The sequence below is a fragment of the Cupriavidus laharis genome (assembly GCF_914271435.1).
GTDB classification, from domain to species: domain Bacteria; phylum Pseudomonadota; class Gammaproteobacteria; order Burkholderiales; family Burkholderiaceae; genus Cupriavidus; species Cupriavidus laharis.
Genome location: NZ_CAJZAI010000015.1, coordinates 82,576 through 107,117, shown reverse-complemented (window position 1 = coordinate 107,117; position 24,542 = coordinate 82,576). Strand labels below are relative to the sequence as shown.

Below are 24,542 nucleotides of genomic sequence, written 5' to 3'. Positions count from 1 at the left end.
CCCGTGTGTTGACACAGCAAGCACAACCCAACACTACAGACTACATCCCTATTCGTGACGTTGGCCTCAACCCCAACGCCACAACCCCTCATGCCTGGTGACCATAGCGAGTTGGAACCACCCCTTCCCATCCCGAACAGGTCCGTGAAACGACTCCGCGCCGATGATAGTGCGGATTACCCGTGTGAAAGTAGGTCATCGCCAGGCTCTTATCCCTCAAAACCCCTCGACAGCGTTCGCTGCGAGGGGTTTTGTCTTTCTGGGTGTCGAAAGCCTGAGCAAGGGCACCTTCGATTCTTGCCAGCTGTTGTTTGCCTGCGATTCGAGGGTAGCGGAGTATTCCGGACGCACACCGCTTCTGATAACTTCCATCCCAAGTCTCGGATGATGCCGGGATGAAGTAGTCTGCCGCGCGCAATACGCGGCAAGCAGTACGCAATACTAAAGCCCGCTGCGAAACAGCAGCACGGCGGAATTTCGGAAGCAGGGGGTCACATGGCGGCCAGGAAGTATTGGCTTGTATTGACTGGCGTGGCGGTCGCGCTGACGTTGGCGGGATGCGCATCGACGCAAGTCAGTCAGCCTGCGGACCCTGCAGCAATGGCAGCCGTTTCGGCCATGGACTGCAAAGTCTTCGCAGCACGTGTCGCCGCCCAGGCGGCGAGCGCATCCGACGAGCGGATGCCTGATCCGATGACCATTGCCAACGAGCAAGCCGTGGAAGCGGAAGCCGGCGATGACGGCGATGCACCGCCACCGCTGCTGGCCAGCCTTCCACGCTTTTCCTCCGCGCACTTGCGGAACCGGCTGCCCGTTGGCTGGCAGCCGTGGACGATCAACCGGAACAAGACGCCTACCCGCTATTCCCTCGCAGAGATCGATCAGCGGGTAGTCGTGCACGCGCAGGCCGATAGCTCCGCATCCGGCCTCTACGTCCCGTTGCGCGATCGCGATGCGGGCATGCTGCGCTGGACCTGGAAGACCAACGACATCATCCGCAATGCAGACAACGGTCAAGGGCCGCGCGAAGATTCTCCGCTGCGCCTGTTCGTCGCGTTCGATGGCGACAAGGGCAGCCTGTCGCTGAAGGACCAGCTGATGTACGAAATGGCCCGCCTGACGACGGGCCGCGAAATGCCCTATGCGACGCTGATGTACATCTGGGGCGGCAAGCGTCCGGAGGGCACGGTCCTGCCCAATCCGCATACGGATCGCGTGCGCATGATCGTGGTGGATAGCGGCATGAAGCATGCCAATGAATGGCGTTGCCACGAACGCGACCTGCGCGCCGACTACCGCAAGGCTTTCGGCACGGACCCGGGCCGGGTCATCGCCGTCGGCATCATGACCGATACCGACAACACCCGCAGCAAGGCGGAGTCCTGGTACGGCGACATCGCGCTGGACTAGGATTCCCTACTGGCCGCCAACCGGCTCGCTGAGAGCCAGCACGGCAAATGATGCCAGCCAGTGCGTCGCGACATAGTCGCCCTGTATGGCCTGTGGCAGTGAGGCTTCGATATGGTCGGACCACGCACGCACCGCCAGGGGGCGCTGGTCCTCTGGCAGCGCAGGCTCCAGCATGCGCCAGCACCACGCGCGCGACAGGTTGAGGCCGTCGAGATGCGACATCTTGGGATCGCCGCGGTCCGTGACCGAGACGGGCGTGAGCCAGTTGGCCAGTTCCGCCCGCGTGGGCGCGAACAGTTCCCACCATTCCGCGAAGGCGCACCCGTCCATCACCGCGTGCATCAGCACGGCCTCCGTCAGTCCGCCTGACAGGAATTCATCGCCGCCGGGCTCATAGCGGGCCGGATAGCGCTGGTCGTGGCCGAACCAGCGGTGCGCGCGCCGGACAATCGCGCGGCGCAGCGTGTGATGCTGGTCCGTGCGTGCGTAGGACAGTGCCATGATCAGCGCAAACGCGCTGTTGAAATGCGTGCCGGTGCGGACCGGGAAATCGGCCACATCCAGATAGTCCACGAGTTGCTGGGCCAGATGCCGGGCGAACGGCGCACAGCTTTCGGCCCATTGTGCGGCCTGTGCATCGTGCACGCCGGCGGACTGCAGTTCGGCCTGCAGCCGAAGCAGCCAGGCCCAGCCATAGGGCCGCTCGAATGTGCGCGATGCCGGCCGGTGGAAATACGCCAGCTCTGCCTGGATTGCTTCTGGCCGGAACTGCTCATCAAGCATGGCGCGGATCCGAGAAGCGTCGTCGAGATCGGGCCAGAGCGACAGCAGGCGGACCAGCATCCAGTGCATGTGCACGCTGGAATGCCAGTCATAGCTGCCGCAGAACACCGGGTGAAGGACGGCCGGATCGAGCGGCTCGTCCGGCCCGGTCAACATATGGTCTACCTTGTACGGGTAGCGGCGCCCGATGTTCTCAAGCGCCACGCGGGCAAAGCCATCCGCGATACTTCGGTCCAGTGCGATGCGCGCCATGGCTGTCGTACTCGCTCAGGCCGTGGCCAGCCACTTTTCCACCAGCCTGACAAAGAAGGTCGACCCGACGGGCAGCAGGTCATCGTTGAAGTCGTAGCTCGGGTTGTGCAGCATGCATGGCCCCATGCCGTGGCCGGACTCGCGGTGCGCGCCGTCGCCATTGCCGATGAACAGGTAGCAGCCACGCTTTTCCTGAAGCATGAAGGAGAAATCCTCCGCGCCCATCGTTGGCTCGACATCGGCATCGACGTTCTCGGCGCCTACCAGCTCCGCAGCAACACCGGCAGCAAACTCTGCCTCTGCCGCGCTGTTGATCGTCGGCGGATAGTTTCGGTGGAATTCGTACTCGACCGAGCAATCGAAAGCCGATGCCACTGCGCGCGCCACTTCCGCCATGCGCCGCTCGATCAGGTCGAGCACCGGCAGCGTGAAAGTGCGCACGGTGCCGCCGATCCAGGCCTGGTCCGGCACGATGTTGGTCGCGTCGCCGGCGTGGAACTGCGTGACGGAAATCACGGCCGTGTCGATCGGCCGCTTGTTGCGCGTGATGATGCCCTGCAGCGCCGACACGATCTGCGCCGCCGTGAACACCGGATCATTGCCGTTGTTGGGCATGGCCGCATGCGCGCCCTTGCCGCGCACGACGATACGGAACTCATTGCTCGATGCCATCAGCGGGCCGGCGCGCGTGCCGAACGTGCCGACCGGCATGCCCGGCCAGTTGTGCATGCCGTAGACCGAATCGCATGGGAAGCGCTCGAAGAGACCGTCCTTGATCATCTCGCGCGCGCCACCGCCGCCTTCTTCTGCCGGCTGGAAGATCAGGTTGACGGTGCCGTCGAAGTTGCGGTGCTCGGCCAGATAACGTGCAGCGCCCAGCAGCATTGCCGTGTGGCCGTCGTGGCCGCATGCGTGCATCCGGCCGTCATGCTGCGACCGATGGCCGAAGGTGTTGGCCTCCTGCAGCGGCAGCGCATCCATGTCGGCGCGCAGGCCGATGCTGCGCGGGCTGTTGCCCTGGCGGATCACGCCGACCAAGCCGGTCGTTCCCAGTCCGCGGTGGACCTCGATCCCCCAGGATTCCAGGGTGCGCGCCACCACGTCGGCAGTGCGCTGTTCCTGAAAACATAGCTCGGGATGCGCATGGATGTCGCGTCGGATCGTGCGGATTTCGTCTTGCGCCTGCAGGATTTCGGGAATGAGCTTCATGATGCCGGAGACGGTACGACTGGCGGTGGATACCCCCGATCATACGACGCCCGCCCGCAAAGCGCCAAAACTGGCCGGTTTGCGGCTCACACCATTCGCATGGGCACCTGCGCGATGGCGCAGTGCAATACGCCGCGGGTGGGTTTCCCCCAATGCCCCGTTTCACTGGCTGCTGGAACAGTTCATGCTTGAAGTGCCCGGCCGGCAATATCGTCGCGACCTGATGCCTGACCGCACCAAAATGCAGCCCGCCTTCGGGCCCGCTGCGCGCACGCATTGCCGATCCTAACGTCTGCTTCACCTGTTCCTGGGAGAATTGCGCGATGTCCCTTCGCACATTCAAGAAGGCATTTGGTGCTGTCGCGGTAGCCGGGGCCATGAGCCTTGCGCTGGCCGGCGCGGCACAGGCTGCCGATCTCAAGCTGGCCATGAGCTCGCCGCCGACCTCGATGGATCCGCACTTCTACAACCTGTTTTCGAACATCAACGTGTCGGAGCACATCTTCGATTCGCTGATCAAGATGGATCCGGACAGCCGCATCATCCCCGGCCTGGCCGAGTCGTGGAAGCTGGTCAACAACCTGACCTGGGAGTTCAAGATCCGCAAGGGTGTGAAGTTCCACGACGGCTCGGAGCTGACCACCGAGGACATCGTCTGGTCGCTCGACCGCCCGGCCACGATCCAGAACAGCCCCGGCAAGTTTGACGTCTACACCAAGGCGATCGTCAACAAGAAGGTGATCGACAAGTACACCATCCAACTCACCACCAGCCAGCCGTACCCGCTGATGCTGAACGACCTGACGTCGATCTTCATCGTGCAGAAGAAGGCGACGCAGGGCCTGAGTTCCGACGACTTTGCCCAGGGCAAGGGCATGATCGGCACCGGCCCGTTCAAGTTCGTCAGCTACGCGCGCGACGACCGCGTCGAGCTGGTGCGCAACAACGACTACTGGGGCCCCAAGCCGGCATGGGACAAGGTGACACTGCGCTTCATTCCCAACCCGGCCACGCGCCTGGCCGCGCTGCTGTCCGGCGACGTGCAGGCTATCGAGAACGTGCCGACGCCGGACCTGCCCAAGGTGCGCAAGGATCCCAAGCTGTCGTTCTTTTCCAAGATCTCGCATCGCGTGATCTACCTGTACTTCGATGCCAAGCGTGACAAGTCTCCGTATGTCACGACGAAGGAAGGCCAGCCGATGGACAAGAACCCGCTGAAGGATGCGCGCGTGCGCAACGCCATCAGCATGGCCATCAACCGGCAGGGCATCAAGGACCGGCTGATGGAGGGCTTGTCCGAGCCGACCAATAACCTGGTGCCGCCAACGCTGTTCGGCTACAACCCAAACCTCAAGACGGTCAAGTACGATCCGGAGGGCGCCAAGAAGCTGCTCGCCGAAGCGGGCTATCCGAACGGCTTCGGCGTGACGCTGCACACGCCCAACAACCGCTACGTCAACGACGAGAAGATTGCGCAGACTATCGCGCAGAACCTGACGCGTATCGGAATCGCGACCAAGGTGGAAGGCATGCCGATGGCGACCTACTCGTCCAAGGGCATCAAGCACGAATGGTCGTTCGGCCTGCTGGGCTGGGGCGCGCAGACGGGTGAAGTCAGCTCGCCGCTGCGCGCGCTGCTGGCCTGCGAGGACAGCAAGAAGGGCTTCGGCACGACCAACTGGGGCGAGTACTGCAACCCGAAGATGGACGTGGTGCTCGAGAAGGCGCTGGCCACCGTGGATGACGGCGAGCGCTCCAAGCTGCTGCAGGAGGCCACTGCCATCGCCATCAATGACGGCGGTATCATCCCGATCCACCAGCAGGTGACGACCTGGGCCACGCAAAAGGGTATCGTCTATGTACCGCGTACCGACGAACGCACCTATGCGCACAACTTCAAGCCGCAATAAGCGGCGCCATCCGGTCGCCTGCGGGTAGTCATCGCGGCAACGTACACCATGCGGGCCGTGCCTGGGACGGGCGCGGGGCTGGCCCGGCGCGGCCCGCAGCGGTGTGCGAAAGGATAGTGGTTCGATATGCTGGTTTTCATCATCCGGCGGCTGATGCAGAGCGTGGTCGTGCTCTTCATCATGTCGCTGCTCGTTTTTCTCGGCGTCTTCGCCATCGGCAACCCGGTCGATATCCTGATCAATCCGCAGGCGGACCAGGAAGACATCCGGCGCACCATTGCCGCGCTCGGGCTCGACAAGCCGCTGTGGGAGCAATATCTCGTCTTCCTGCAGAACGCGCTGCATGGCAACCTGGGCACGTCGTTTGCCCACGGCACGCCCGCGCTCAAGCTGATCTTCGAACGCATGCCGGCCACGCTCGAGCTGGCGGTGTGCGCGATCCTGCTGGCCATCGTGCTCGGCATTCCGCTCGGCCTGTGGGCCGGTCTGCGTCCGAACGGCATCGCGGGAAAATCGATCATGACGGTGTCGATCCTCGGCTTCTCGCTGCCGACCTTCTGGGTCGGGCTGATGCTGATCATGGTGTTTGCCGTGCAGCTCGGCTGGCTGCCTTCCAACGGACGTGGCGAGACCGTGCGCGTGCTCGGCGTGCCGCTGAGCTTCCTGACCGTCGACGGCATCCGTCACCTGATCCTGCCGGCAGTGACGCTGTCATTGCTCAACATCGCGATGGTGATCCGCCTGACGCGTGCGGGCACGCAGGAGGCGATGCTGCAGGACTACGTGAAGTTTGCACGTGCCAAGGGACTGTCCAATACGCGCATCGTTGGCGTGCACGTGCTCAAGAACATCCTGATCCCGATCGTGACGGTGATCGCGCTGCAGTTCGGCTCGATCATCGCGTTCGCGATCGTCACCGAGTCGATCTTTGCCTGGCCCGGCATGGGCAAGCTGATCATCGATTCGATCCAGCTGCTGGACCGGCCCGTGATCGTCGCCTACCTGATGGTGATCGTGACGCTGTTCATCCTGATCAACCTTGCGGTGGACATCATCTACAGCGTGCTCGATCCGCGCGTGCGCATTGCCGACAACAAGGGCTGAGCCATGACTGCCGCTATCGCAGACAAACCGAAGGCCGCGCGCGAGCAGACGCCGTTCCGCCGCTTCGCCGCCGAGTTCCTGTCCAGCAAGATCGCCGTGGCGGGCCTGATCACGCTGGTCACCATCATCCTGATCGCCATCTTCGCGCCTTGGCTGGCGCCGCAGAACCCCTATGACCTGGCGACGCTCGATGTGCTCGATGCACGCCTCGCGCCCGGCGAGCAGGCCGGCAACGGCATGACCTTCGTGCTCGGTTCCGACGAGCAGGGGCGTGACATCCTGTCCGCGGTCATGTACGGGCTGCGCATCAGCATCGGCGTGGGCGTGGTGAGTACGGTCATCGCGCTGATACTCGGCGCCACGCTGGGCCTGCTCGCGGGATTCCTGGGCGGGCGTACCGAGGCCTTCATCATGCGCGTGGCCGACCTGCAGTTGTCGTTCCCGCCGATCCTGCTGGCGCTGATCCTGCTGGCGTTCCTGCGCCCGGGCATCGGCAATATCGTGATCGCGCTCGTGGCGGTCCAGTGGGCCTACTATGCGCGCACCACGCGCAGCGCGGCGCTTGTGGAACGCCGCAAGGAATACATTGAAGCCGCCACCTGCCTGGGCCTGCCGCCGGGGCGCATCATGTTCCGTCACCTGCTGCCGAACTGCCTGCCGCCGCTGATCGTGATCGCGGCGCTGCAGGTGGCATCGGCCATCACGCTCGAAGCGACGCTGTCCTTCCTCGGGCTGGGCGTGCCGATCACCGAGCCGTCGCTCGGCTCGCTGATCTCCAACGGCCAGCAGTACATGCTGTCGGGCAAGTACTGGATCAGCTTCTTCCCGGGCATTGCGCTCGTGGTCACCATCGTGGCCATGAACCTCGTGGCCGACCAGTTGCGCGACGTGCTGAACCCGCGCCTGCAGACGCAATAAATAGGGAGGGGAGCGCAACATGGCACAACCAACCCTGGTGGTCGAACACCTCAAGACGCAGTTCTTCACGCGCGGCGGCATTGCCAAGGCGGTGGACGACGTATCCTTCACAGTCGGCCGCGGCGAGATCATGGGCCTTGTCGGCGAATCCGGCTCGGGCAAGTCGATGACGGGCTACTCGATCATGGGACTGATCGACCCGCCCGGCAAAGTGGTCGATGGCCGCATTGCGCTGACCAGCCGCGACGGCATCACGCGCGACCTGCGCGCGCTCACGCCGGTCCAGCAGCGCGACGTGCGCGGCAACCGCATCGCGATGATCTTCCAGGACCCGATGATGACGTTGAACCCGGTCCTGCGCATCGACACGCAGATGATCGAAGCGGTGATGGCGCACGACAAGGTCAGCAAGCCCGCAGCGCGCGAGCGTGCGCGCAATGCGCTGGCGCGCGTGGGCATCCCGTCACCGGACGAGCGCCTGCTGGCGTACCCGCACCAGTTCTCGGGCGGCATGCGCCAGCGCGTGGCGATCGCCATCGCGCTGCTGAACAAGCCCGACCTGATCATCGCGGACGAGCCCACCACGGCGCTGGACGTCACCATCCAGGGCCAGATCCTCTACGAGATGCAGACGCTGTGCCGCGAGTCGGGCACGGCGCTGATCTGGATCACGCACGACCTGTCGGTGGTGGCGGGGCTGGCCGATTCGGTCTGCGTGATGTACGCGGGCAAGATCGTCGAGGCGGGGGACGTACACCAGGTGCTGGAGCATCCCGAGCATCCCTACACGCACGGGCTGATCGCCTCGGCGCCCTCGCGCAACCCGCGTGGCGCGCCGCTGAAGCAGATCCCCGGCATGACACCGTCGCTGCTGAACCTGCCGGGCGGCTGTTCCTTCCGCGAGCGCTGCCCCTATGCCACTGCCGTATGCAAGACCGACCCGCCGCTGGAAACCGCGGCCGACGGCAGGCGGCTGCGTTGCTTCCATCCGGTGCTGTCCCGGCAGGAGGCGGCATGAGTGAAACCGACCTGGATACCCCTCCCATGACGGAAGGCACTATGCCGCCGGCCACGCCGACCGCGCCGCTGCTGGAACTGCGCGGTGTTTCCAAGCGCTTCGTCAAATCTCTGGACACTGCGGCGCGCATCGCCAACCTGTTCGGCGCGCACGCCCGTGAAGAGGTCGTGCATGCGGTCGACCGCGTCGACCTGAGCATCCGTGAGGGTGAGGTGGTGGGGCTGGTGGGCGAGTCCGGCTGCGGCAAGTCGACGCTCGGCCGCATGGCGGTAGGCCTGCATACGCTGACCGAGGGCGAACGCCTGTGGCGCGGCACCAACCTCGACCACCTGCCGCCGGAGAAGCGCCGCGAGAAGCAGCTCGCGATCCAGATGATCTTTCAGGATCCGTATGCCTCGCTCAATCCGCGGCTGCGCGTGATCGACATCGTCGGCGAGGCACCGGTCGTGCACGGCATGGTCGCGCGCGGCGAGCAGAGGACCTATGTGGAAGACATGCTCGTGCGTGTGGGGATGGACCCGACCGTGCTGCGCCGCTTCCCACACCAGTTCTCGGGCGGGCAGCGCGCGCGCATCGGCATCGCGCGCGCGCTGGCGGTTAAGCCGGAATTCCTGGTGTGCGACGAGTCCGTGGCGGCGCTGGACGTATCGATCCAGGCCCAGGTGCTGAACCTGTTCATGCGCCTGCGCCAGGAACTGAACCTGACCTACCTCTTCATCAGCCACGACCTCGGGGTGGTCAAGCACATCAGCGACCGCGTGGTGATCATGTACCTGGGCCGCGTGGTGGAGTCGGCGCCGACCGAGCAAGTCTTCGCCGCGCCCAACCATCCCTATACGCAGGCGCTGCTGGCCGAGGCGCCGAAGCTCGAAGTCGGCAAGAAGACCTATGTAGCGATCCGAGGCGAGATTCCGTCACCGCTGAACCCGCCGACGGGTTGCCATTTCCATCCGCGTTGCCCGCATGCGATGCCGCGCTGCACGACGGAGCAGCCGCTGCTGAAGGAGATTGCGCCGGGAAGGCTCTCGGCGTGTCACCTGAACGATATGGCGTAGATCGGGCGACGCGCAGTCCGCAACCCTCAGCGAATCACCTGCCCCTTCGAGTTGATGATCGTCATTTCCACGAACTTCGACCCCACGTGGTTCTCAGGCGTGAAGTTGACGATAAACCCGCCCAGGTCGACATTGCGCATGCTTTCCAGCGCCGCCACCAGCCGCTCGCGCGTCAGGTCCTTGCCCGCGCGGCGCAGGCCTTCGGTGAACGCCTTGGCAGCGACGAAGCCCTCGATGCCGACGTAGTCGAAGTCGTCCGGCTTGCCGGAGGCCTGCAGCAGCCGCAGGTATTCGCGGACCACCGGCAGCGTGGCATTGCCCGGGTGCGGCATGACCTGCGAGATGATCACGCCGCTGCCCAGCGTGCCGAGCTGGCGCGCCAGCGCCTGCGTGCCGACGTAGGACACATTGTAGAACTGGCCGTTGTAGCCGCGGCGCAGGGCTTCCTTCACAAAGGCGCCGGCCGTGCGGTAGGCGCTGATCAGCACCACGGCATCCGGACTGGCCTTCATCGTGCCCTGCATGGCGTCGCCGATCTCCACGGTGTTGCGCACCACGTTTTCCCGCGCCACGATCTGCACGCCGCTGTCCGGCGATGCCTGCAGCGCGCGCGCCAGCCCTTCCAGGCCGGCCTTGCCGTAGGCGTCATCGTTATAGACCACGGCCACGCGCTTGAGTCCGGTGGTGCGGATCTGCCGCACGATGGCGGCGGTTTCCTCGTTGAAGCCGGCGCGCACGTGGAAGACATTGCGCTGGCGCGGGTCGCGCAGGGACTGCGCGCCGGTGTAGGGCGCAAAGAACGGCACGCCGGCTTGCGCCGCGACCGGCAGCGAGGCCTCGGCGTTGTCGGTGCCGACGTAGCCGAACAGGGCGAAGACCCGGTTCTCGCCAATCAGCTTGCGCGTGTTGGCTGCCGCGGTCTCCGGCTCGTTGTAGTCCTCCAGCGTCTGCAGTTCGATACGGCGGCCGTAGATGCCGCCCTGGCGGTTGACGGACTCGAAGTACAGGCGCGCGCCGGCGCCCATCTGCTTGCCCAGCGCCGCGGTCTGCCCGCTCAGCGCAGCCGACTGGCCCAGCACGATGGTGTCGGCCGTGACACCGGCTTCCGCAGCGATGGCGGCGCCCGATGCGCCGCAAAAGCCGATGGCGCATGCCATCAGCAGGCCGGCGAAACGCCTGGCCTTGACCCCGTTCAGATCGGACATGAAACCCCGCAAAAAAGTCAGGTTGGATACCCATGCGCCGCCCGGGCCGGTCTGCGCCGGCGTCGGGTTCCCCGGGGGCTCGACATATGCCTGCCGCGAGCCGGTTCAGGCTGCGTGGCACGGGGCGGCCGACGGGGTATTTCCGGTTGAGACCGGAACGCGCCGCTGCATCATAATCGAATACAATCCGATCCAGAAACTGCCCCGTCCGCCGCGGGTTTCCCGGCATTGACGGGCCTCAGGCCCATCCCCCAGGCCATCTGCCCCGACACACATTCCAGCGCCTGTCTGGCTTTCGCCTTCTCGCCCCGCCCGGAGACTCCATGGCTTCCCGCATTGTCCGCGCCGCTTGCCCGCATGACTGCCCCGACACCTGTGCCTTGCTCGTCACCGTCGAGGACGGCCGCGCGATCAAGGTCAATGGCGACCCGGACCACCCGGGCACCCAGGGCGTGTTGTGCACCAAGGTGTCGCGCTACACCGAGCGCACCTACCACCCGGACCGGCTGCTGACGCCGATGCGCCGTGTCGGGCGCAAGGGCGAGGGCAAGTTTGAACCGATCTCCTGGGACGAGGCGCTGGACGAAGTCGCCACCCGGCTCAAGGCCATTGCCGCGCGCGACCCGCAGGCGATCGTGCCTTACAGCTACGCCGGCACCATGGGGCTGGTGCAGGGCGAGAGCATGGCCGCGCGCTTCTTCCACAAGCTCGGCGCCTCGCTGCTGGACCGCACCATCTGCGCGAGCGCTGGCGCCACGGCGTTGCGCTACACCTATGGCGCGAGCGTCGGCATGGACATGGAGAATGTCGTCGACGCGAAGCTCGTGATCATCTGGGGCGGCAACCCGATCGCCTCGAACCTGCATTTCTGGACACGCGCGCAAGAAGCCAAGCGCCGCGGCGCGACGCTGGTGGCGATCGACCCGTACCGCTCGCTGACCGCCGAGAAATGCCACCGCCACATCGCGCCGATGCCGGGCACCGACGGCGCGCTGGCGCTGGCCATCATGCATGTGCTGATCCGGGACGGCCTGCTCGACCACGACTACATCGCGCAGCACACGCTGGGCTTCGACGCGCTGCGCGAGCGGGCGCAGGCGTATGCGCCGGCCCGTGCCGCAGAGATCTGCGGGATTGCAGTGGAAGATATCGAGTGGCTGGCCGGACTTTACGGCACGCTGGCCGTGCGCGAGCGCCAGCCGGTGGCCATCCGCCTGAACTACGGCATGCAGCGCGTGCACGGCGGCGGACAGGCGGTGCGCGCGGTGGCGTGCCTGCCCTCGCTGGTGGGCGCGTGGCGGCATCCGGCGGGCGGGCTGCAGCTGTCGGCGTCGGGATTCTTCCCGATCAACGACAGGGCCATGCAGCGGCCCGACCTGCTGCCCGCCGGCCGGGTGCCGCGCACCGTCAACATGAGCACGATCGGCGACGCGCTGCTGGATGCGGGCCGCGCCGGCAACCCGCGCCTCGAGGCCGTGGTGGTCTACAACAGCAACCCGGTGGCGGTGGCGCCGGAATCGGGCAAGGTGGCCGCGGGTTTTGCGCGCGAGGACCTGTTCACGGTCGTACTGGAGCAATTCCGCACCGATACGGCCGACTATGCCGATATCCTGCTGCCGGCCACCACGCAGCTCGAGCACGTGGACGTGCACAAGGCCTACGGGCATACGTACTTCCTGGCGAACAATGCCGCCATCGAGCCGCTGGGCCAGGCCTTGCCCAACACCGAGATTTTCCGCCGCCTGGCGCAACGCATGGGCTTCAGCGATCCATGCTTTGCCGACAGCGACGAACAGATCGCGGCGCAGGCCATCGTCCCGGGTGACGCGCGTGCGCAGGGGATTACGTGGGAATCGCTGAAGGAGCAAGGCTGGCAGAAGCTGTCGCTGCCGGCCGCGCCGTTCGCGCACGGCGGCTTCCCGACCGACTCCGGCAAATGCGAGTTCTATTCCGAAGCCATGCGCAGCGCGGGGCTCGATCCGCTGCCGGACTACGTGCCGCCGTACGAGGCGCCGTCGTCCGCGCCGGAACTGGCCGGCAAGTACCCGCTGGCGATGATCTCGCCACCCGCGCGCAACTTCCTGAACAGTTCCTTCGTCAACATCGACAGCCTGCGCGCGACCGAGGGCGAGCCGCACCTGGACATCCACCCGGCCGATGCCGCCGCGCGCGGCATCGTCAACGGCGACCGCGTACGCGCCTTCAATGACCGCGGCAGCATGCTGGCGCGGGCGCGCGTGACCGACCGCGCACGGCAGGGGCTGGTGGTAGGGCTGTCGATCTGGTGGAAGAAGCTTGCGCCGGACGGCAAGAACGCCAACGAACTCACCAGCCAGCGGCTCACCGACCTGGGCCGCGCACCGGTGTTCTATGACTGCCTGGTCGAGGTGGAGGCATGGCACGAGGCCGACGAGGTGGTGGCCGTCGCGCCATGATCCGGTGATGGACTGGAAAAGGGGACGCCGCCGCACGGCGGCCATCCTGGTGGCGGCAGGGCTGGCGCTGGCGGTGGCCGGCTGCGATACGCTCGGCTACTACTACCAGTCCATCGGCGGCCACCTTGGGGTGATGGCGCAGGCGCAGTCGCTCGACGACGCGATTGCCAGCGCGCAGGCGTCGAACGACGCGCGCCTGGCCCAGCGCCTGGCACTGGCGCGCCGCATGCGCGACTATGCCTCGCGCGAGCTGAAGCTGCCTGACAACGGCAGTTATCGCCGCTACGCCAACCTGCACCGGCCTTATGTGGTGTGGAGCGTGTTCGCCACGCCCGAGCTGTCGATGGCGCTGCACCAGTGGTGCTTCCCGATCGTCGGCTGCATCAGCTATCGCGGCTACTACGCGCAGGGCGATGCCGAGCACTACGCCGCCGGCCTGCGCCGGGAAGGGCTGGAAACCTACGTCGCCGGCATCCCGGCTTATTCCACGCTCGGCTATTTCGACGATCCGCTGCTCAATACCTTCGTCTACCTGCCGGAAGGCGAGCTCGCGCGGATGATCTTCCACGAACTTGCACACCAGGTCGTGTACGTGCGCAACGACACGGCCTTCAACGAGTCCTTCGCGACCGCCGTGGAAATGGCCGGCGTGGAGCGCTGGCTTCGCGATGATGCATCCGACGATGCACGCGCGAGCTACCGGCAGTACGACAACCGGCGCCGGCAGTTCCGCACCCTGCTGCTCGATACGCGCGATCGGCTCGACGCGCTGTACCGCTCTGACGCCGACGATGACACCAAGCGCCGCGGCAAGACGGAGATCTTCGACAGCCTGCGGCGCCAGTACGCGGCGCTGCGTACGGAGTGGGGCGGCTACAGCGGCTACGACCGCTGGTTCGACCAGCCGCTGACCAACGCCCACCTGGCTGCTGTGGCCACGTACCAGCAATGGGTGCCGGCATTCACCGCGCTGCTCGACAGCGTGGGCGGGGACTGGACGCGCTTCTATGCCGAGGCGCGCCGCATCGGCGACCTGCCGCCGGATGAGCGCCATGCCGTATTGCGCCAGCTGGCACCACCGGCGGTCAACACCGGCACACTGAGCGCCGAGGAGCGTAGCTCGGACCCAGGCCGGCCCGGCCGCTGACGGACGCAGGCCGGGTCAGGCTGCTACCAGGTGTCGATGAAGCGGCGGTCGTCGCCGGTGCGCCGGCCGAGGCTGCCGGGCGGCACCGAAGCCAACCCGCGCAGCAGCCAGCGGCGCGTGTCGGCCGGGTCGATCACGGCGTCGATTTCCAGGTGGCTGGCCATGTTCAGCGCGCGGCCGCGCTGGTAGGCGGCATCGACCATGCGCGCGAACAGCGCCTCGCGCTCGTCGGGGTCGGCCACGGCTTCGAGTTCCTTGCGGAAGCCCAGCCGGATCGATCCCTCCAGGCCCATGGCACCGAATTCGCCACTGGGCCATGCCGCGGTGAAGAACGGCGCGGCGAAACTGCCGCCGGCCATGGCCTGCGCACCGAGCCCGTAGCCCTTGCGCAGCACGACCGTGAAGAACGGCACGCGCAGCGCGCCGGCCACGACGAACAGGCGCGAGACGTGGCGCACCGTGGCGCTCTTCTCCGCCTGCGGGCCGACCATGAAGCCCGGCGTGTCGCACAGCGAGAGGATCGGCAGGCCGTGCGCATCGCATAGCTGCATGAAGCGTGCGGCCTTGTCCGCGGCGGCGCTGTCGATGGCACCGCCGAGGTGGCGCGGGTTGTTGGCGATGCAGCCGAACGCGCGGCCCTCGATGCGGATCAGCGCGGTGAGGATGCCGGTACCGAATGCGGCGCGCAGTTCGAGCACCGAGCCGGTGTCGGCCAGCGCATGGATCACCGCGCGCATGTCGTAGCTGCGCAGGCGGTTCTCGGGTATCGCGTGTCGCAGGTGGCGCGAGTCTTCGGTCTGCCAGTCGGGCGCGTCGCCCTGGAAATAGGATAGGTAGCGGCGCGCGGCATCGACAGCGGCTTCCTCATCGTCCACCAGCACATCGATCACGCCATTGGGCGCCTGGATACTGACCGGGCCGACTTCCTCGGGTGCATACACGCCGAGCCCGCCGCCTTCGATCATGGCCGGGCCGCCCATGCCGATTGTGGCGCTGCGCGTGGCGATGATCACATCGGCGCAGCCCAGCAGCGCCGCGTTGCCGGCAAAGCAGCGTCCATGCACGATGCCCACCAGCGGGACCTGGCCGGACAGCCGCGCGAACTGGATGAACGAGGTGCAGTCGAGCCCGGCTACCACCGGCATATCGGTGTCGCCGGGGCGGCCGCCGCCGCCTTCGGCAAACAGCACTACCGGAAGCTGCCACTGCCGCGCCAGCGCCAGCATGCGGTCGAGCTTCTTGTGGCCGTAGTAGCCCTGCGTGCCGGCCAGCACTGTGTAGTCGTAGGCCAGCACCATGCAGCGCGCGTCGCCACCGGGAAACCGTGCCGCGTTCACGGTGCCGATGCCGGTCACGATGCCATCGGCTGGCGTCGAGCGGATCAGGTCGTCTTCCGTGCGGCGCTGGCGCTGCGCGGCGATCGCCAGTGCGCCGTATTCGATGAAGGACTCGGCGTCGCACAGTTGCGCGATGTTCTCGCGCGCGGTGCGGCCGCCCTGCGCGTGGCGCTTCGCCACGGCAGCCTCGCGGGCGGCGTCCTGGCCGAGCGCGTGGCGCTCAAGCGTTTCGCGCAGGTCGGCACGGACATGATCGGGGTCGGCCGCGGTGCGCGCCTGTTCGGTGTGGCCGGCATCGTCGCCGGCTTCGATCAGCACCAGCGTGGCACCGGCGCGCACGGTGGCGCCGGCCTCCGTGCGCACCGCGAGCACAGTGCCTGCGGCTGGCGCCTCGACCGGGTGCTCCATCTTCATGGCCTCGATGATGGCAAGCGGCTGGCCGCGGCGCACGGTGTCGCCGGGCCGGACGTGGAGCGCGGCCAGTGCGCCGTCCATGGGCGCCTGCACGGCCACGGCATCGGCGGGCAGGTCGTCTTCGGTGTCGGCGTCCTGCTCCGAAATGGCGGTGCCGGTTGCATGCAGCGCAGGATGGTCGCCGCCGGCTGCGGCCAGCGCGGGCAGGGCGTGGTCGAGGTATTGCGTGTGCACCGCGTTGCGCTGCACCGCATCCTGCTGCAGCAGATCCTGCAGCAGGCGCCGGTTGGTGTCGATCCCCTCGATGCGGAACTCGCACAGGGCGCGGTACGCGAGTGCCAGCGCGCGGCCGTAGTTGCCGCCGGGCTCATGCACGATCAGCTTGGCCAGCAGCGAATCGAAGCGCGGGTTGGCCGCCATGCCGGCGTAGCCCGCGCTGTCGACGCGCACGCCCGGGCCGCTCGGTGCCTCGAACGCCGTGAGCGTGCCGGCGGCCGGGCGCAGCTGGCCCTGTCCGTCGAGATGCTCGGCATTGATGCGAAGCTGCACGGCCACGCCGCGCGGTGCCGGCACGCGTTCCAGACCCAGTTGCACAAGGTCGGCGCCCATGGCGATGGCGAGCTGGGTTTGCACGAGATCCACGCCGGTGACCATTTCTGTCACCGTGTGTTCGACCTGCAGGCGCGGGTTGGCCTCCATGAACCAGAACGCCGGCGGCTGGCCGTCGCACGCCTGCACGAGGAATTCGAACGTGCCAATGCCGCGGTAAGCGGCCGCGCGCGCCAGCGTGGCGGCGGCCTCGGCCAGGTGCGCGCGCGTCGCCTCATCGAGCGTGGGGCTGGGCGCCACTTCCACGAGCTTCTGGTGCCGGCGCTGCAGGCTGCATTCACGCTCGCCGAGCGTGACCACTTGCCCACTGGCGTCCGCGACCACCTGGATTTCGATGTGGCGCGGCGCCGTCACGATCTGCTCGACATAGACCGCGCCGTTGCCGAATGCCGCCGTCGCCTCCGAAGCGCAGCGTGTCCATGCTTCGTCGATCTGCGCCGCGTCGTGGACGGCGCGCATGCCGCGTCCGCCGCCGCCTGCCAGCGCCTTGATCATCATGCCGGTGCCGCGCGGCAGGTCGGCAAAGAACGCATGGGCCGCGGCGAGCGAGGTGGGCCCGGTCGTGCCCGGTACCACCGGCACACCATGTTCGCGGGCCAGTGCGCGGGCGCGTGCCTTGTCGCCGAACAGCCGCAGCACATCGGGCGCGGGGCCGACGAAGGTCAGGCCGGCGTCCAGGCATGCCTGGGCGAAGTCGGCATTTTCGGACAGGAAACCATAGCCCGGATGGACCAGCTGGCAGCCCGCGCGGTGCGCGGCGGCGACCACCTGTTCGATATCCAGGTAAGCGCGCGGGCCGCTGCCGGGCAGGGCCACGGCTTCGTCGGCCTTGCGCACGTGCAGCGCGTCGCGGTCGTCCTCGCTGTGGATGGCCACGCTCGGCAAGCCCAGGGCCGCTGCTGCGCGGGCGATGCGGATGGCGATCTCGCCGCGGTTGGCGATCAGGAGCTTGGGCGGGTTCATGTGGGGTAAAGGCGGTAGGGTTCCACCCCAGCATCGCAATGCCGGGGCGGCTGGGAAGAAATGCGACGTCAGCGCAGCGCTTCGGCCAGCGGTATCAGGTCCTGCTTGCGCACCTTGCCGGTGGCCGTCAGCGGCAGGGCATCGACAATGCGCAGTTGCGGCACCTTGTAGACCGCCATGCAGCCGCGGCACCACGCGGTCAGCGCGGCTTCGTCGACGGTGCCGGCGGCCTCGGGCTTGAGCATCACGAAGGCCACTGGCACCTGCCCGCGATCCTCGTCGGGGCGTCCGACCACGGCCGAGCCCAGGATGGCCGGATGCTGGCCGAGCATGGTCTCGATCTCGGCCGGGAATACGCTCATGCCATTGACCTTGAGCATCTCCTTGCGCCGGCCGAGGTAGTGCACGTAGCCGTCGATGTCGATCACGCCGATGTCGCCGGTATGGAACCAGCCATCGCGCAGCGATTCGCGCGTGGCGTCGGGCTTGTTCCAGTAGCCCTTGAGCAGCGTGGGCGTGCGCACGCATAGCTCTCCCTCGGTGCCCAGCGGCAGCAGCTCGCCGGTGGCGAAGTCGCACACCTTGAACTCGGTGCCCGGCACCGGCAGGCCGACGAAGACGGGCTGCGCGCGCAGGTCCATGTCGCCATCCTGCGTGCCATAGGTGAAGGTGTTGCAGGTCTGCGTTTCGGTCATGCCCCACGCGGTTTCGGCGATGGTGGCGCCGGTCAGCGCGTGCCAGCGGCGGCGGTAGTCGAGGTTCAGCTTCTTGACGAAGGACGACACACCAACATGGCGCAGCGTGCGCAGGTCATAGTCGCCGACGCGCGGGTGGTCCATTACCTCGACCGCGCTGTCGACGAGCATCGACGCATTGGTGACCTTGTAGTGCTGCACGGCGGCCATGAAGGTCTGCGCGTCCCAGCGCGCCAGCAATACCAGCGGAAGGCCGAAGAAGACCGGAAAGATCAGGCACAGGTTCTCGCCGGCGATCCAGAACTCGGGGAAGAAGCCGAGCATGACGGAGTCATCGGCCATGGGAAGTGCCACGGCGCCAAACGCGGCCGCCATATCGATCATGTCGCCCTGCGTGTGGATGCAGCCCTTGGGCAGGCCGGTGGTGCCGCCGGTGTAGTTGAGCGCGGCTGGAGCGTCGATGTCGGGAATCGCTTGCGGCGCCGGCGCGTTGCAGGCGGCCATTGCGGGCTGCAGGTCGATCGCGTGGTCCTCGGGTTCCGGTACGAGGCGCGGGGCCTGCGCCATGGGCGGCAGCGGCAGCGTGGGCTCGTCCGGTAGCACGTCGGCATAGCTGGTCACGAAGAGCGTGCGCAACGGGTCGGCCGCGCCGAGTTCGGCTCGTGCGTCGGCCACGAGCGGCAGCAACTGGTCAAGGGCCACCAGTGCGCACGGCGTGCTGTCGCGCAGCGCGTGCAGCAATTCGGCGCGCTGCGACAGCGGGCTCACCGGCACGTAGATCGCGCCCAGCTTCAGGATGCCGAAGAAGACGACATGGAACTGCGGGCAGTTCGGCAGCAGCACCGCGACGCGGTCGCCCGGACCGATGCCGTGCGTGGCCAGCAGCGCGGCGCAGCGGTCGCTCTGCGCGTCCAGGTCGGCATAGCTGGTGACATGGCCATAGAAATGGACGGCGGGCTGCTGCGGGCGTTCGCGAGCCCAGTGGCGCAGCATCTCCGACAGCGGCACCCGGCCCAGCGGGTACTGCGGCTCGCGCGGCGCGCCGGCGGGCCATGCGGCCTGCCAGCGCCGGCGCAGGTCAGCGAGGTACTCGGCTTCACGCCATGGCGCGCCGGTTGCGGTGGGGTCGGTCGTCGGGGTCGGCTTTGCAGTCGGGTCCATCAGCGGGTGTCTCCTCGCAGGATGTGTCGGTGGCAGGGCGGCCTGTACGCCTCGTGCATTTACCAATTGGTATATTTATTTACCGATGGGTATGATCCTAGGCTGGCCGCGCGTTTGCGTCAACCGGCCGAATCCCTGTGACAACCTGGATTGCCGCGCCAGCCGGGTGTTCCACGATGGGTGGAACCGGATGGCGAGGCGGCGATGCCATGCGAGAATTGCGACATGTCAATTGCACCGAAACCCGCAGCAGCGGCCGAGGAAGCACCGGCCCGCCCGCATATCGCCGAGCGCCAGGAAGCGCGCCGCCGCCAGATCCTGGACACCGCCGCGCAGCTCTTCTACACCAAGGGCTATCCCGGCATGACCATGAACGACCTGTGCCGTGCCCTGGGCGTGACCAAGCCGGCGGTCTACTACTACTTCACCGACAAGTACGAGATCTTCGACATCCTGTGCCGCGAGTCGGCGCAGACCTGCCTGCCCGTGATCCGCGAGACGGCGGATCCGTCGCTGCCGGTCCGGGAACGGCTGCATGCGTGCCTGCTCGAAATGGCGCAGCGCTGCGTGTCGTGCCACGTGGCGGCCACGCTCAGCTTCCGCGACAACCAGTACCTGAAGCCTGAAACGGTAGCCTGGCTCGACAGCATGGCGCGCGAGTTCTACCGCGACCTTTACGTGCTGCTGGAAGAGGGCAAGCGCGAAGGCGTGTTTGCCTTCGGCGATGCGCGCGTCACGGCCCACTCGATCGGCGCTGTGGTCGGCTTCATGTACACCTGGCACCAGCCGGGCCGCATGGATCCCGACGCGCTGGCGCGGGAACTCGCCTCCAACATGATGAAGCTGGTGCTGCCGGCCTGAACGCGGCTTCGGGGTTATCCCGTGGCCGGCGTGGCGGTGGTGGCGCATAATCCGCCTGGGGCTGGTCTTCCCCCTGAGGACTTCGTCTAACGTGTTGTTTTTACGCGGGTTGCCGTTTAGCATTCCCGAAAAATCGAACGACCATTCAGAAATCAGGAGACGGTGTCATGGACAGGTTTTGGCTGAAACACTACCCGGCCGGCGTTCCCGCCGAGATCGATGCCAGCCAGTTTCGCTCGCTTGCGCAGCTGCTCGAGCACTCCTTCCGCACCTATGCCGACCGCCGCGCCTTCGTCTGCATGGACAAGGCCATCACCTATGGCGAGCTGGACCGGATGTCCGCGCAGTTTGCCGCCTGGCTGCAGTCGCGCGGCCTGCGCCCCGGCGCACGCGTGGCGATCATGATGCCGAACGTGCTGCAGTACCCGGTGGTGCTGGCCGCGGTGCTGTGCGCCGGATTTGTGGTGGTCAATGTCAATCCGCTCTACACGCCGCGCGAGCTCGAGCACCAGCTCAAGGACAGTGGCGCCGAGGCCATCGTCATCCTGGAGAACTTCGCCACCACGCTGCAGCAGGTGCTTGCGCGCACGCCGGTCAAGCACGTGGTGGTCGCCAGCATGGGCGACCTGCTCGGCAGCCTCAAGGGCGCGATCGTCAATTTCGTCGTGCGCAACGTCAAGAAGATGGTGCCGGAGTGGGAGCTACCAAACTGCGTGCGCTTCAACGCCGTGCTGGCCGCAGGGCGCAAGCTCACGCTGCAGCCGGCCGCGACCGGCCCTGACGACATCGCCTTCCTGCAGTACACGGGGGGCACCACCGGTGTGTCCAAGGGCGCGGTGCTGCTGCACCGGAACGTCGTGGCCAACGTGCTGCAGTCGGAGGCGTGGATGCAGCCGGCGCTGCACAAGGGCGCGCCGATCGAGCAGGTGGTCACCATTACCGCGCTGCCGCTGTACCACATCTTTGCGCTGACGGTGTGCTGCCTGCTGGGCATGCGCAACGGTGGCATGAGCGTACTGATCCCGAATCCGCGCGACATCCCGGGCTTCATCAAGGAACTGCAGAAATACAAGTTCCACATGTTCCCGGCGGTCAACACGCTGTACAACGCGCTGATCAACAACCCGGAAATCGGCAAGGTCGATTTCTCGGGCCTGCGCGTGGCCAATGGCGGCGGCATGGCGGTGCAGGAAGCGGTAGCCAGGCAGTGGCTGGCCAAGACCGGCTGTCCGATCATCGAAGGCTATGGCCTGTCCGAAACTTCGCCGTCGGCTACGTGCAACCCGACTGACAGCAACGCATTCTCCGGCACCATCGGCCTGCCGCTGCCGTCGACCGACATCGCCATCCGCGACGATGACGGCCGCGACGTGCCGCTCGGCCAGCCCGGCGAAATCTGCATCCGTGGCCCGCAGGTGATGGCCGGCTACTGGAACCGCCCGGACGAGACCGCCAAGGTCATGACGCCCGACGGTTTCTTCAAGACCGGCGACATTGGCGTGATGGACGAGCGCGGCTACACCAAGATCGTCGACCGCAAGAAGGACATGATCCTGGTGTCCGGCTTCAACGTCTATCCGAACGAGATCGAAGGCGTGGCCGCAGAATGCCCGGGCGTGCTGGAAGTCGCCGCGGTCGGCGTGCCAGATACGCATTCGGGGGAGGTGGTGAAGCTCTACGTGGTGAAGAAGGATCCGGCGCTTACCGAGGCCGATGTGATCGAGTTCTGCAAGGAGCGCCTGACCGGCTACAAGCGGCCCAAGTACGTGGAATTCCGTACCGAGCTGCCCAAGACCAATGTCGGCAAGATCCTGCGCCGCGAACTGCGCGATACCCGCCAGGCAGCCTGATCCTGACCTGTGGCACCAACGGCACGGCCTCCCGCATGGGAGGCCGTGTTGCTTTGCGCGCGCCGTTCAGCACTCGTTCGATGGCGCCAGGCGGGCGTCGCTGCTGCCGTCGGGATAAATCAGCCGCACGCAGGCTCCTGGCTCCAATCCGGGCGCGGCGGGTGCATTGACCGAAGCGATGGTGCCGTCGATGGTGCGTACCTTGTACTGGAACAGGTCGACCTGTTGTACCGACGGCCGGTTGATCAGGCGCGAGAGGTCGAACGAGAAGCCGACACCCACGCCGCCTCCGCCACCGCCGCCGCCTCCCACGGCACCGACCCCGACGCCGCCATAGCTGCCGTAGCCAGCGCCGTCGGCTACGTCGATGCGCGTCAGGAATGTCTTCTCGGTGACGCGGCCGAGCTTGATGGTGGCGTTGAGCGGCGTAACCTGCGGTGCGGGCGGTGCCGTATTGCAGCCGGCCAGCGCAGCCAGCAGGGCCGCCAGAACCAGTGTGTGCGCGGTCTTCATGGCGAAGTCAGCCCGGCCTTGAGCCGGCCAAGCAGTCGGAACAGGGCGCGCCGGTCCGTATCGGCCAGGCCCGAGAACAGTTGCTCGATCCAGTCCTCATGCGCGCGCGCCATGCGGGAAAACGCCTCGCGCCCGGCCGGCGTGAGCCGGATCAGGTAGGCGCGCCGGTCGGTCGGCAGGGCCTCGCGCGAGACCAGTCCCTCCTGCTGCAGCTGGTCGGTGATGCCGGTGACGTTGCCGCCGGTCACCATCATGCGGCGCGACAGCTCGCCCATCTTAAGCCCCTCCGGATGGCGGTCGAGCTGGGCCATCAGGTCGAAGCGGGGCAGGGTGCAGGCAAAGTCCTGGCGCAGCCGGCTGCGGATGTCGGCCTCAACCAGGTTGGTGCAGGTCAGCAGGCGCAGCCACAGGCGCAGCGCCTCATGCACCGTATCGCCGGCACGGGTTTCAAGGTCGACCGGGGCGGCATCGGCACTGCCGGCGGTGGATGGATTGGGCATCTCGATGGCAAGTTATGCGGCCGGGCAGCCCGCTGCTGGCGGGTGCCCGGAAATTTGATACCTCAAGTATATGCCGGTTGGGCGGTTCGGGATGCCGTCTCAGTCCACCTTGGCGCCCGAGGCCTTGACCACCTGGGCCCACTTGGCAGTTTCGGCGCGAATGAACGCCGCGAACTGCTCGGGCGTGTTCCCGATCGGCTCGGCGCCCTGGGCCTGCAGGCGCTCGCGCACGGCCGGCGAGCCCAGCGCCCTGGCGACCTCATGCTGCAATCGGCTGACGATCTCCGGCGGCGTGCCGGCTGGTGCCAGCAGGCCAAACCAGGAACTGGCCTCATAGCTCGGCAGGTTTGCGGCGGCGGCGACGGTCGGCACGTCGGGCAGGGCAGGCGATGGCTTCGCACTGGTGACGGCCAGCGCCTTGAGCTTGCCCGCCTTGATCAGCGCCATGGATGACGGCAGGTTGTCGAACATGACCTGCATGGTGCCGCCGGCCAGGTCCGTCAGCGCCGGGCCGCTGCCCTTGTACGGAAAGTGGACCATGTAGGTGCGTGTCTGGGTCTTGAACAGCTCGCCTGCCAGGTGAATGGAGGTACCGTTGCCGCTGGACGCCATGTTCAGCTTGCCCGGATTGGCGCGTGCATAGGCGATCAGGTCGCGCACGTTGCCGATCTTGTTCTGCTGGGCGAAGGCCGGGTTGACGACAAGCACGTTGGGTACCGCGGCGACTTCGGTGATCGGCGCGAAATCCTTGATCGGGTCATACGGCAGCTTGCCGTACAGCGATTGATTGATGCCATGCGTGCCGACCGTTCCCATCAGCAGCGTGTAGCCGTCCGGCGCGGATTTGGCCACGATATCGGCACCGATATTGCCCCCGGCGCCAGGCTTGTTGTCCACCACCACGTTCCAGCCCGGCAGCTTCGCCAGTTCGGCCGCCACGGCCCGCGCCAGGATGTCCGTGGTGCCGCCGGCCGCGAAGGGCACCACGAGCCGGATCGGCTTGTTCGGATAGGGATCGGCCGCCATGGCTGCCTGGCCGACCAGTCCGGCCAGGCAGCCGGACAGCAGCAGCGCCATGAGGCGCCGGCGATTGCGTTGCATGGGTGTCTCCTGTGTTATTCCGTGGACTGGCTTGTTGGTGAGGGCATTCTAGTTTCCGCGCGGAGTTGAGCCGATGAGGTAATGCCCTATGC

General features: G+C 66.8%; 19 protein-coding genes and 1 rRNA gene. 12 read left to right on the top strand and 8 right to left on the bottom strand.

The window, feature by feature from the left end; translation table 11 throughout:
* Positions 1–93 precede the first annotated feature (93 nt).
* Both rrf and LDO29_RS23155 read left to right on the top strand, forming a co-directional pair.
* Positions 94–207, top strand: a 5S ribosomal RNA gene (gene rrf, locus LDO29_RS23160).
* Between the two features lie 288 nt (positions 208–495).
* Positions 496–1,410 (top strand): DUF3047 domain-containing protein, encoded by a 915-nt coding sequence (locus LDO29_RS23155; RefSeq protein ID WP_224082074.1) that lies wholly within the window; start codon positions 496–498, stop codon positions 1,408–1,410.
* 6 nt (positions 1,411–1,416) lie between these two features.
* Here the strand turns inward: LDO29_RS23155 and LDO29_RS23150 are convergent, their stop codons facing one another.
* Together LDO29_RS23150 and LDO29_RS23145 are read right to left on the bottom strand one after the other, a co-directional pair.
* Positions 1,417–2,445: a DUF2891 domain-containing protein gene (locus tag LDO29_RS23150; protein ID WP_224082073.1), complete on the bottom strand. Its 1,029-nt coding sequence runs from the start codon at positions 2,443–2,445 to the stop codon at positions 1,417–1,419.
* Positions 2,446–2,460: 15 nt separating this feature from the next.
* A complete protein-coding gene (locus LDO29_RS23145; RefSeq protein WP_224082072.1) occupies positions 2,461–3,654 on the bottom strand; it encodes a M20 aminoacylase family protein in 1,194 nt (397 codons plus the stop codon).
* Between LDO29_RS23145 and LDO29_RS23140 the strand changes: the two genes are divergently transcribed.
* From LDO29_RS23140 to LDO29_RS23115, 6 genes are all read left to right on the top strand, one after another.
* The gene (locus LDO29_RS23140; RefSeq protein ID WP_224082071.1) at positions 3,644–3,943 is read left to right on the top strand and encodes a hypothetical protein; all 300 of its coding nucleotides are present in this window, start codon (positions 3,644–3,646) and stop codon (positions 3,941–3,943) included. The two genes, LDO29_RS23145 and LDO29_RS23140, sit on opposite strands and share 11 nt — an antisense overlap.
* Positions 3,944–3,977: 34 nt before the next feature.
* The gene (locus LDO29_RS23135) at positions 3,978–5,564 is read left to right on the top strand and encodes an ABC transporter substrate-binding protein (RefSeq protein ID WP_224082070.1); all 1,587 of its coding nucleotides are present in this window, start codon (positions 3,978–3,980) and stop codon (positions 5,562–5,564) included.
* Between the two features lie 126 nt (positions 5,565–5,690).
* The gene (locus LDO29_RS23130) at positions 5,691–6,668 is read left to right on the top strand and encodes an ABC transporter permease (protein ID WP_224082069.1); all 978 of its coding nucleotides are present in this window, start codon (positions 5,691–5,693) and stop codon (positions 6,666–6,668) included.
* A gap of 3 nt (positions 6,669–6,671) precedes the next feature.
* Positions 6,672–7,586 (top strand): ABC transporter permease, encoded by a 915-nt coding sequence (locus LDO29_RS23125; RefSeq protein ID WP_224082068.1) that lies wholly within the window; start codon positions 6,672–6,674, stop codon positions 7,584–7,586.
* A gap of 19 nt (positions 7,587–7,605) precedes the next feature.
* Entirely contained in the window at positions 7,606–8,604 is a 999-nt protein-coding gene (locus LDO29_RS23120; protein ID WP_224082067.1) for an ABC transporter ATP-binding protein, read from the top strand.
* Positions 8,601–9,659 (top strand): ABC transporter ATP-binding protein, encoded by a 1,059-nt coding sequence (locus LDO29_RS23115; protein ID WP_290369616.1) that lies wholly within the window; start codon positions 8,601–8,603, stop codon positions 9,657–9,659. The genes LDO29_RS23120 and LDO29_RS23115 overlap by 4 nt, the downstream gene beginning before the upstream one ends.
* Before the next feature lie 26 nt (positions 9,660–9,685).
* On the opposite strand, the gene LDO29_RS23110 is transcribed toward LDO29_RS23115, so the two are convergent.
* Complete coding sequence (locus LDO29_RS23110) at positions 9,686–10,864, bottom strand: ABC transporter substrate-binding protein (protein ID WP_224082066.1); 1,179 nt, start codon at positions 10,862–10,864, stop codon at positions 9,686–9,688.
* A 323-nt stretch (positions 10,865–11,187) separates the two neighbouring features.
* Here LDO29_RS23110 and LDO29_RS23105 point away from each other — a divergent pair, with 323 nt between their 5' ends.
* Positions 11,188–13,299 (top strand): molybdopterin-containing oxidoreductase family protein, encoded by a 2,112-nt coding sequence (locus LDO29_RS23105; RefSeq protein ID WP_224082065.1) that lies wholly within the window; start codon positions 11,188–11,190, stop codon positions 13,297–13,299.
* A 7-nt stretch (positions 13,300–13,306) separates the two neighbouring features.
* Entirely contained in the window at positions 13,307–14,446 is a 1,140-nt protein-coding gene (locus LDO29_RS23100) for an aminopeptidase (protein WP_224082064.1), read from the top strand.
* Between the two features lie 23 nt (positions 14,447–14,469).
* On the opposite strand, the gene LDO29_RS23095 is transcribed toward LDO29_RS23100, so the two are convergent.
* Both LDO29_RS23095 and LDO29_RS23090 read right to left on the bottom strand, forming a co-directional pair.
* Entirely contained in the window at positions 14,470–17,769 is a 3,300-nt protein-coding gene (locus LDO29_RS23095) for an acetyl-CoA carboxylase family protein (protein ID WP_224082063.1), read from the bottom strand.
* 68 nt (positions 17,770–17,837) lie between these two features.
* Positions 17,838–19,625, bottom strand: coding sequence for an AMP-binding protein (locus LDO29_RS23090; protein ID WP_224082062.1), 1,788 nt, complete (start codon positions 19,623–19,625; stop codon positions 17,838–17,840).
* A gap of 225 nt (positions 19,626–19,850) precedes the next feature.
* On the opposite strand from LDO29_RS23090, the gene LDO29_RS23085 reads away from it, so the two are divergent.
* Entirely contained in the window at positions 19,851–20,486 is a 636-nt protein-coding gene (locus LDO29_RS23085; RefSeq protein ID WP_224082061.1) for a TetR/AcrR family transcriptional regulator, read from the top strand.
* A gap of 167 nt (positions 20,487–20,653) precedes the next feature.
* Positions 20,654–22,336, top strand: coding sequence for a long-chain fatty acid--CoA ligase (locus LDO29_RS23080; protein ID WP_224082060.1), 1,683 nt, complete (start codon positions 20,654–20,656; stop codon positions 22,334–22,336).
* 66 nt (positions 22,337–22,402) lie between these two features.
* Here LDO29_RS23080 and LDO29_RS23075 read toward each other — a convergent pair whose 3' ends face one another.
* The 3 genes from LDO29_RS23075 to LDO29_RS23065 all read right to left on the bottom strand — a co-directional run bounded on the left by LDO29_RS23075 (position 22,403) and on the right by LDO29_RS23065 (position 24,450).
* Positions 22,403–22,849 carry a hypothetical protein gene (locus LDO29_RS23075; RefSeq protein ID WP_224082059.1) on the bottom strand — a complete coding sequence of 149 codons (447 nt, stop codon included), beginning with the start codon at positions 22,847–22,849 and terminating at the stop codon, positions 22,403–22,405.
* Positions 22,846–23,349 carry a MarR family winged helix-turn-helix transcriptional regulator gene (locus LDO29_RS23070; RefSeq protein WP_224082058.1) on the bottom strand — a complete coding sequence of 168 codons (504 nt, stop codon included), beginning with the start codon at positions 23,347–23,349 and terminating at the stop codon, positions 22,846–22,848. Before LDO29_RS23070 ends, LDO29_RS23075 begins: the two co-directional genes overlap by 4 nt.
* Before the next feature lie 99 nt (positions 23,350–23,448).
* Complete coding sequence (locus LDO29_RS23065; protein ID WP_224082057.1) at positions 23,449–24,450, bottom strand: Bug family tripartite tricarboxylate transporter substrate binding protein; 1,002 nt, start codon at positions 24,448–24,450, stop codon at positions 23,449–23,451.
* Between the last annotated feature and the right edge of the window lie 92 nt (positions 24,451–24,542).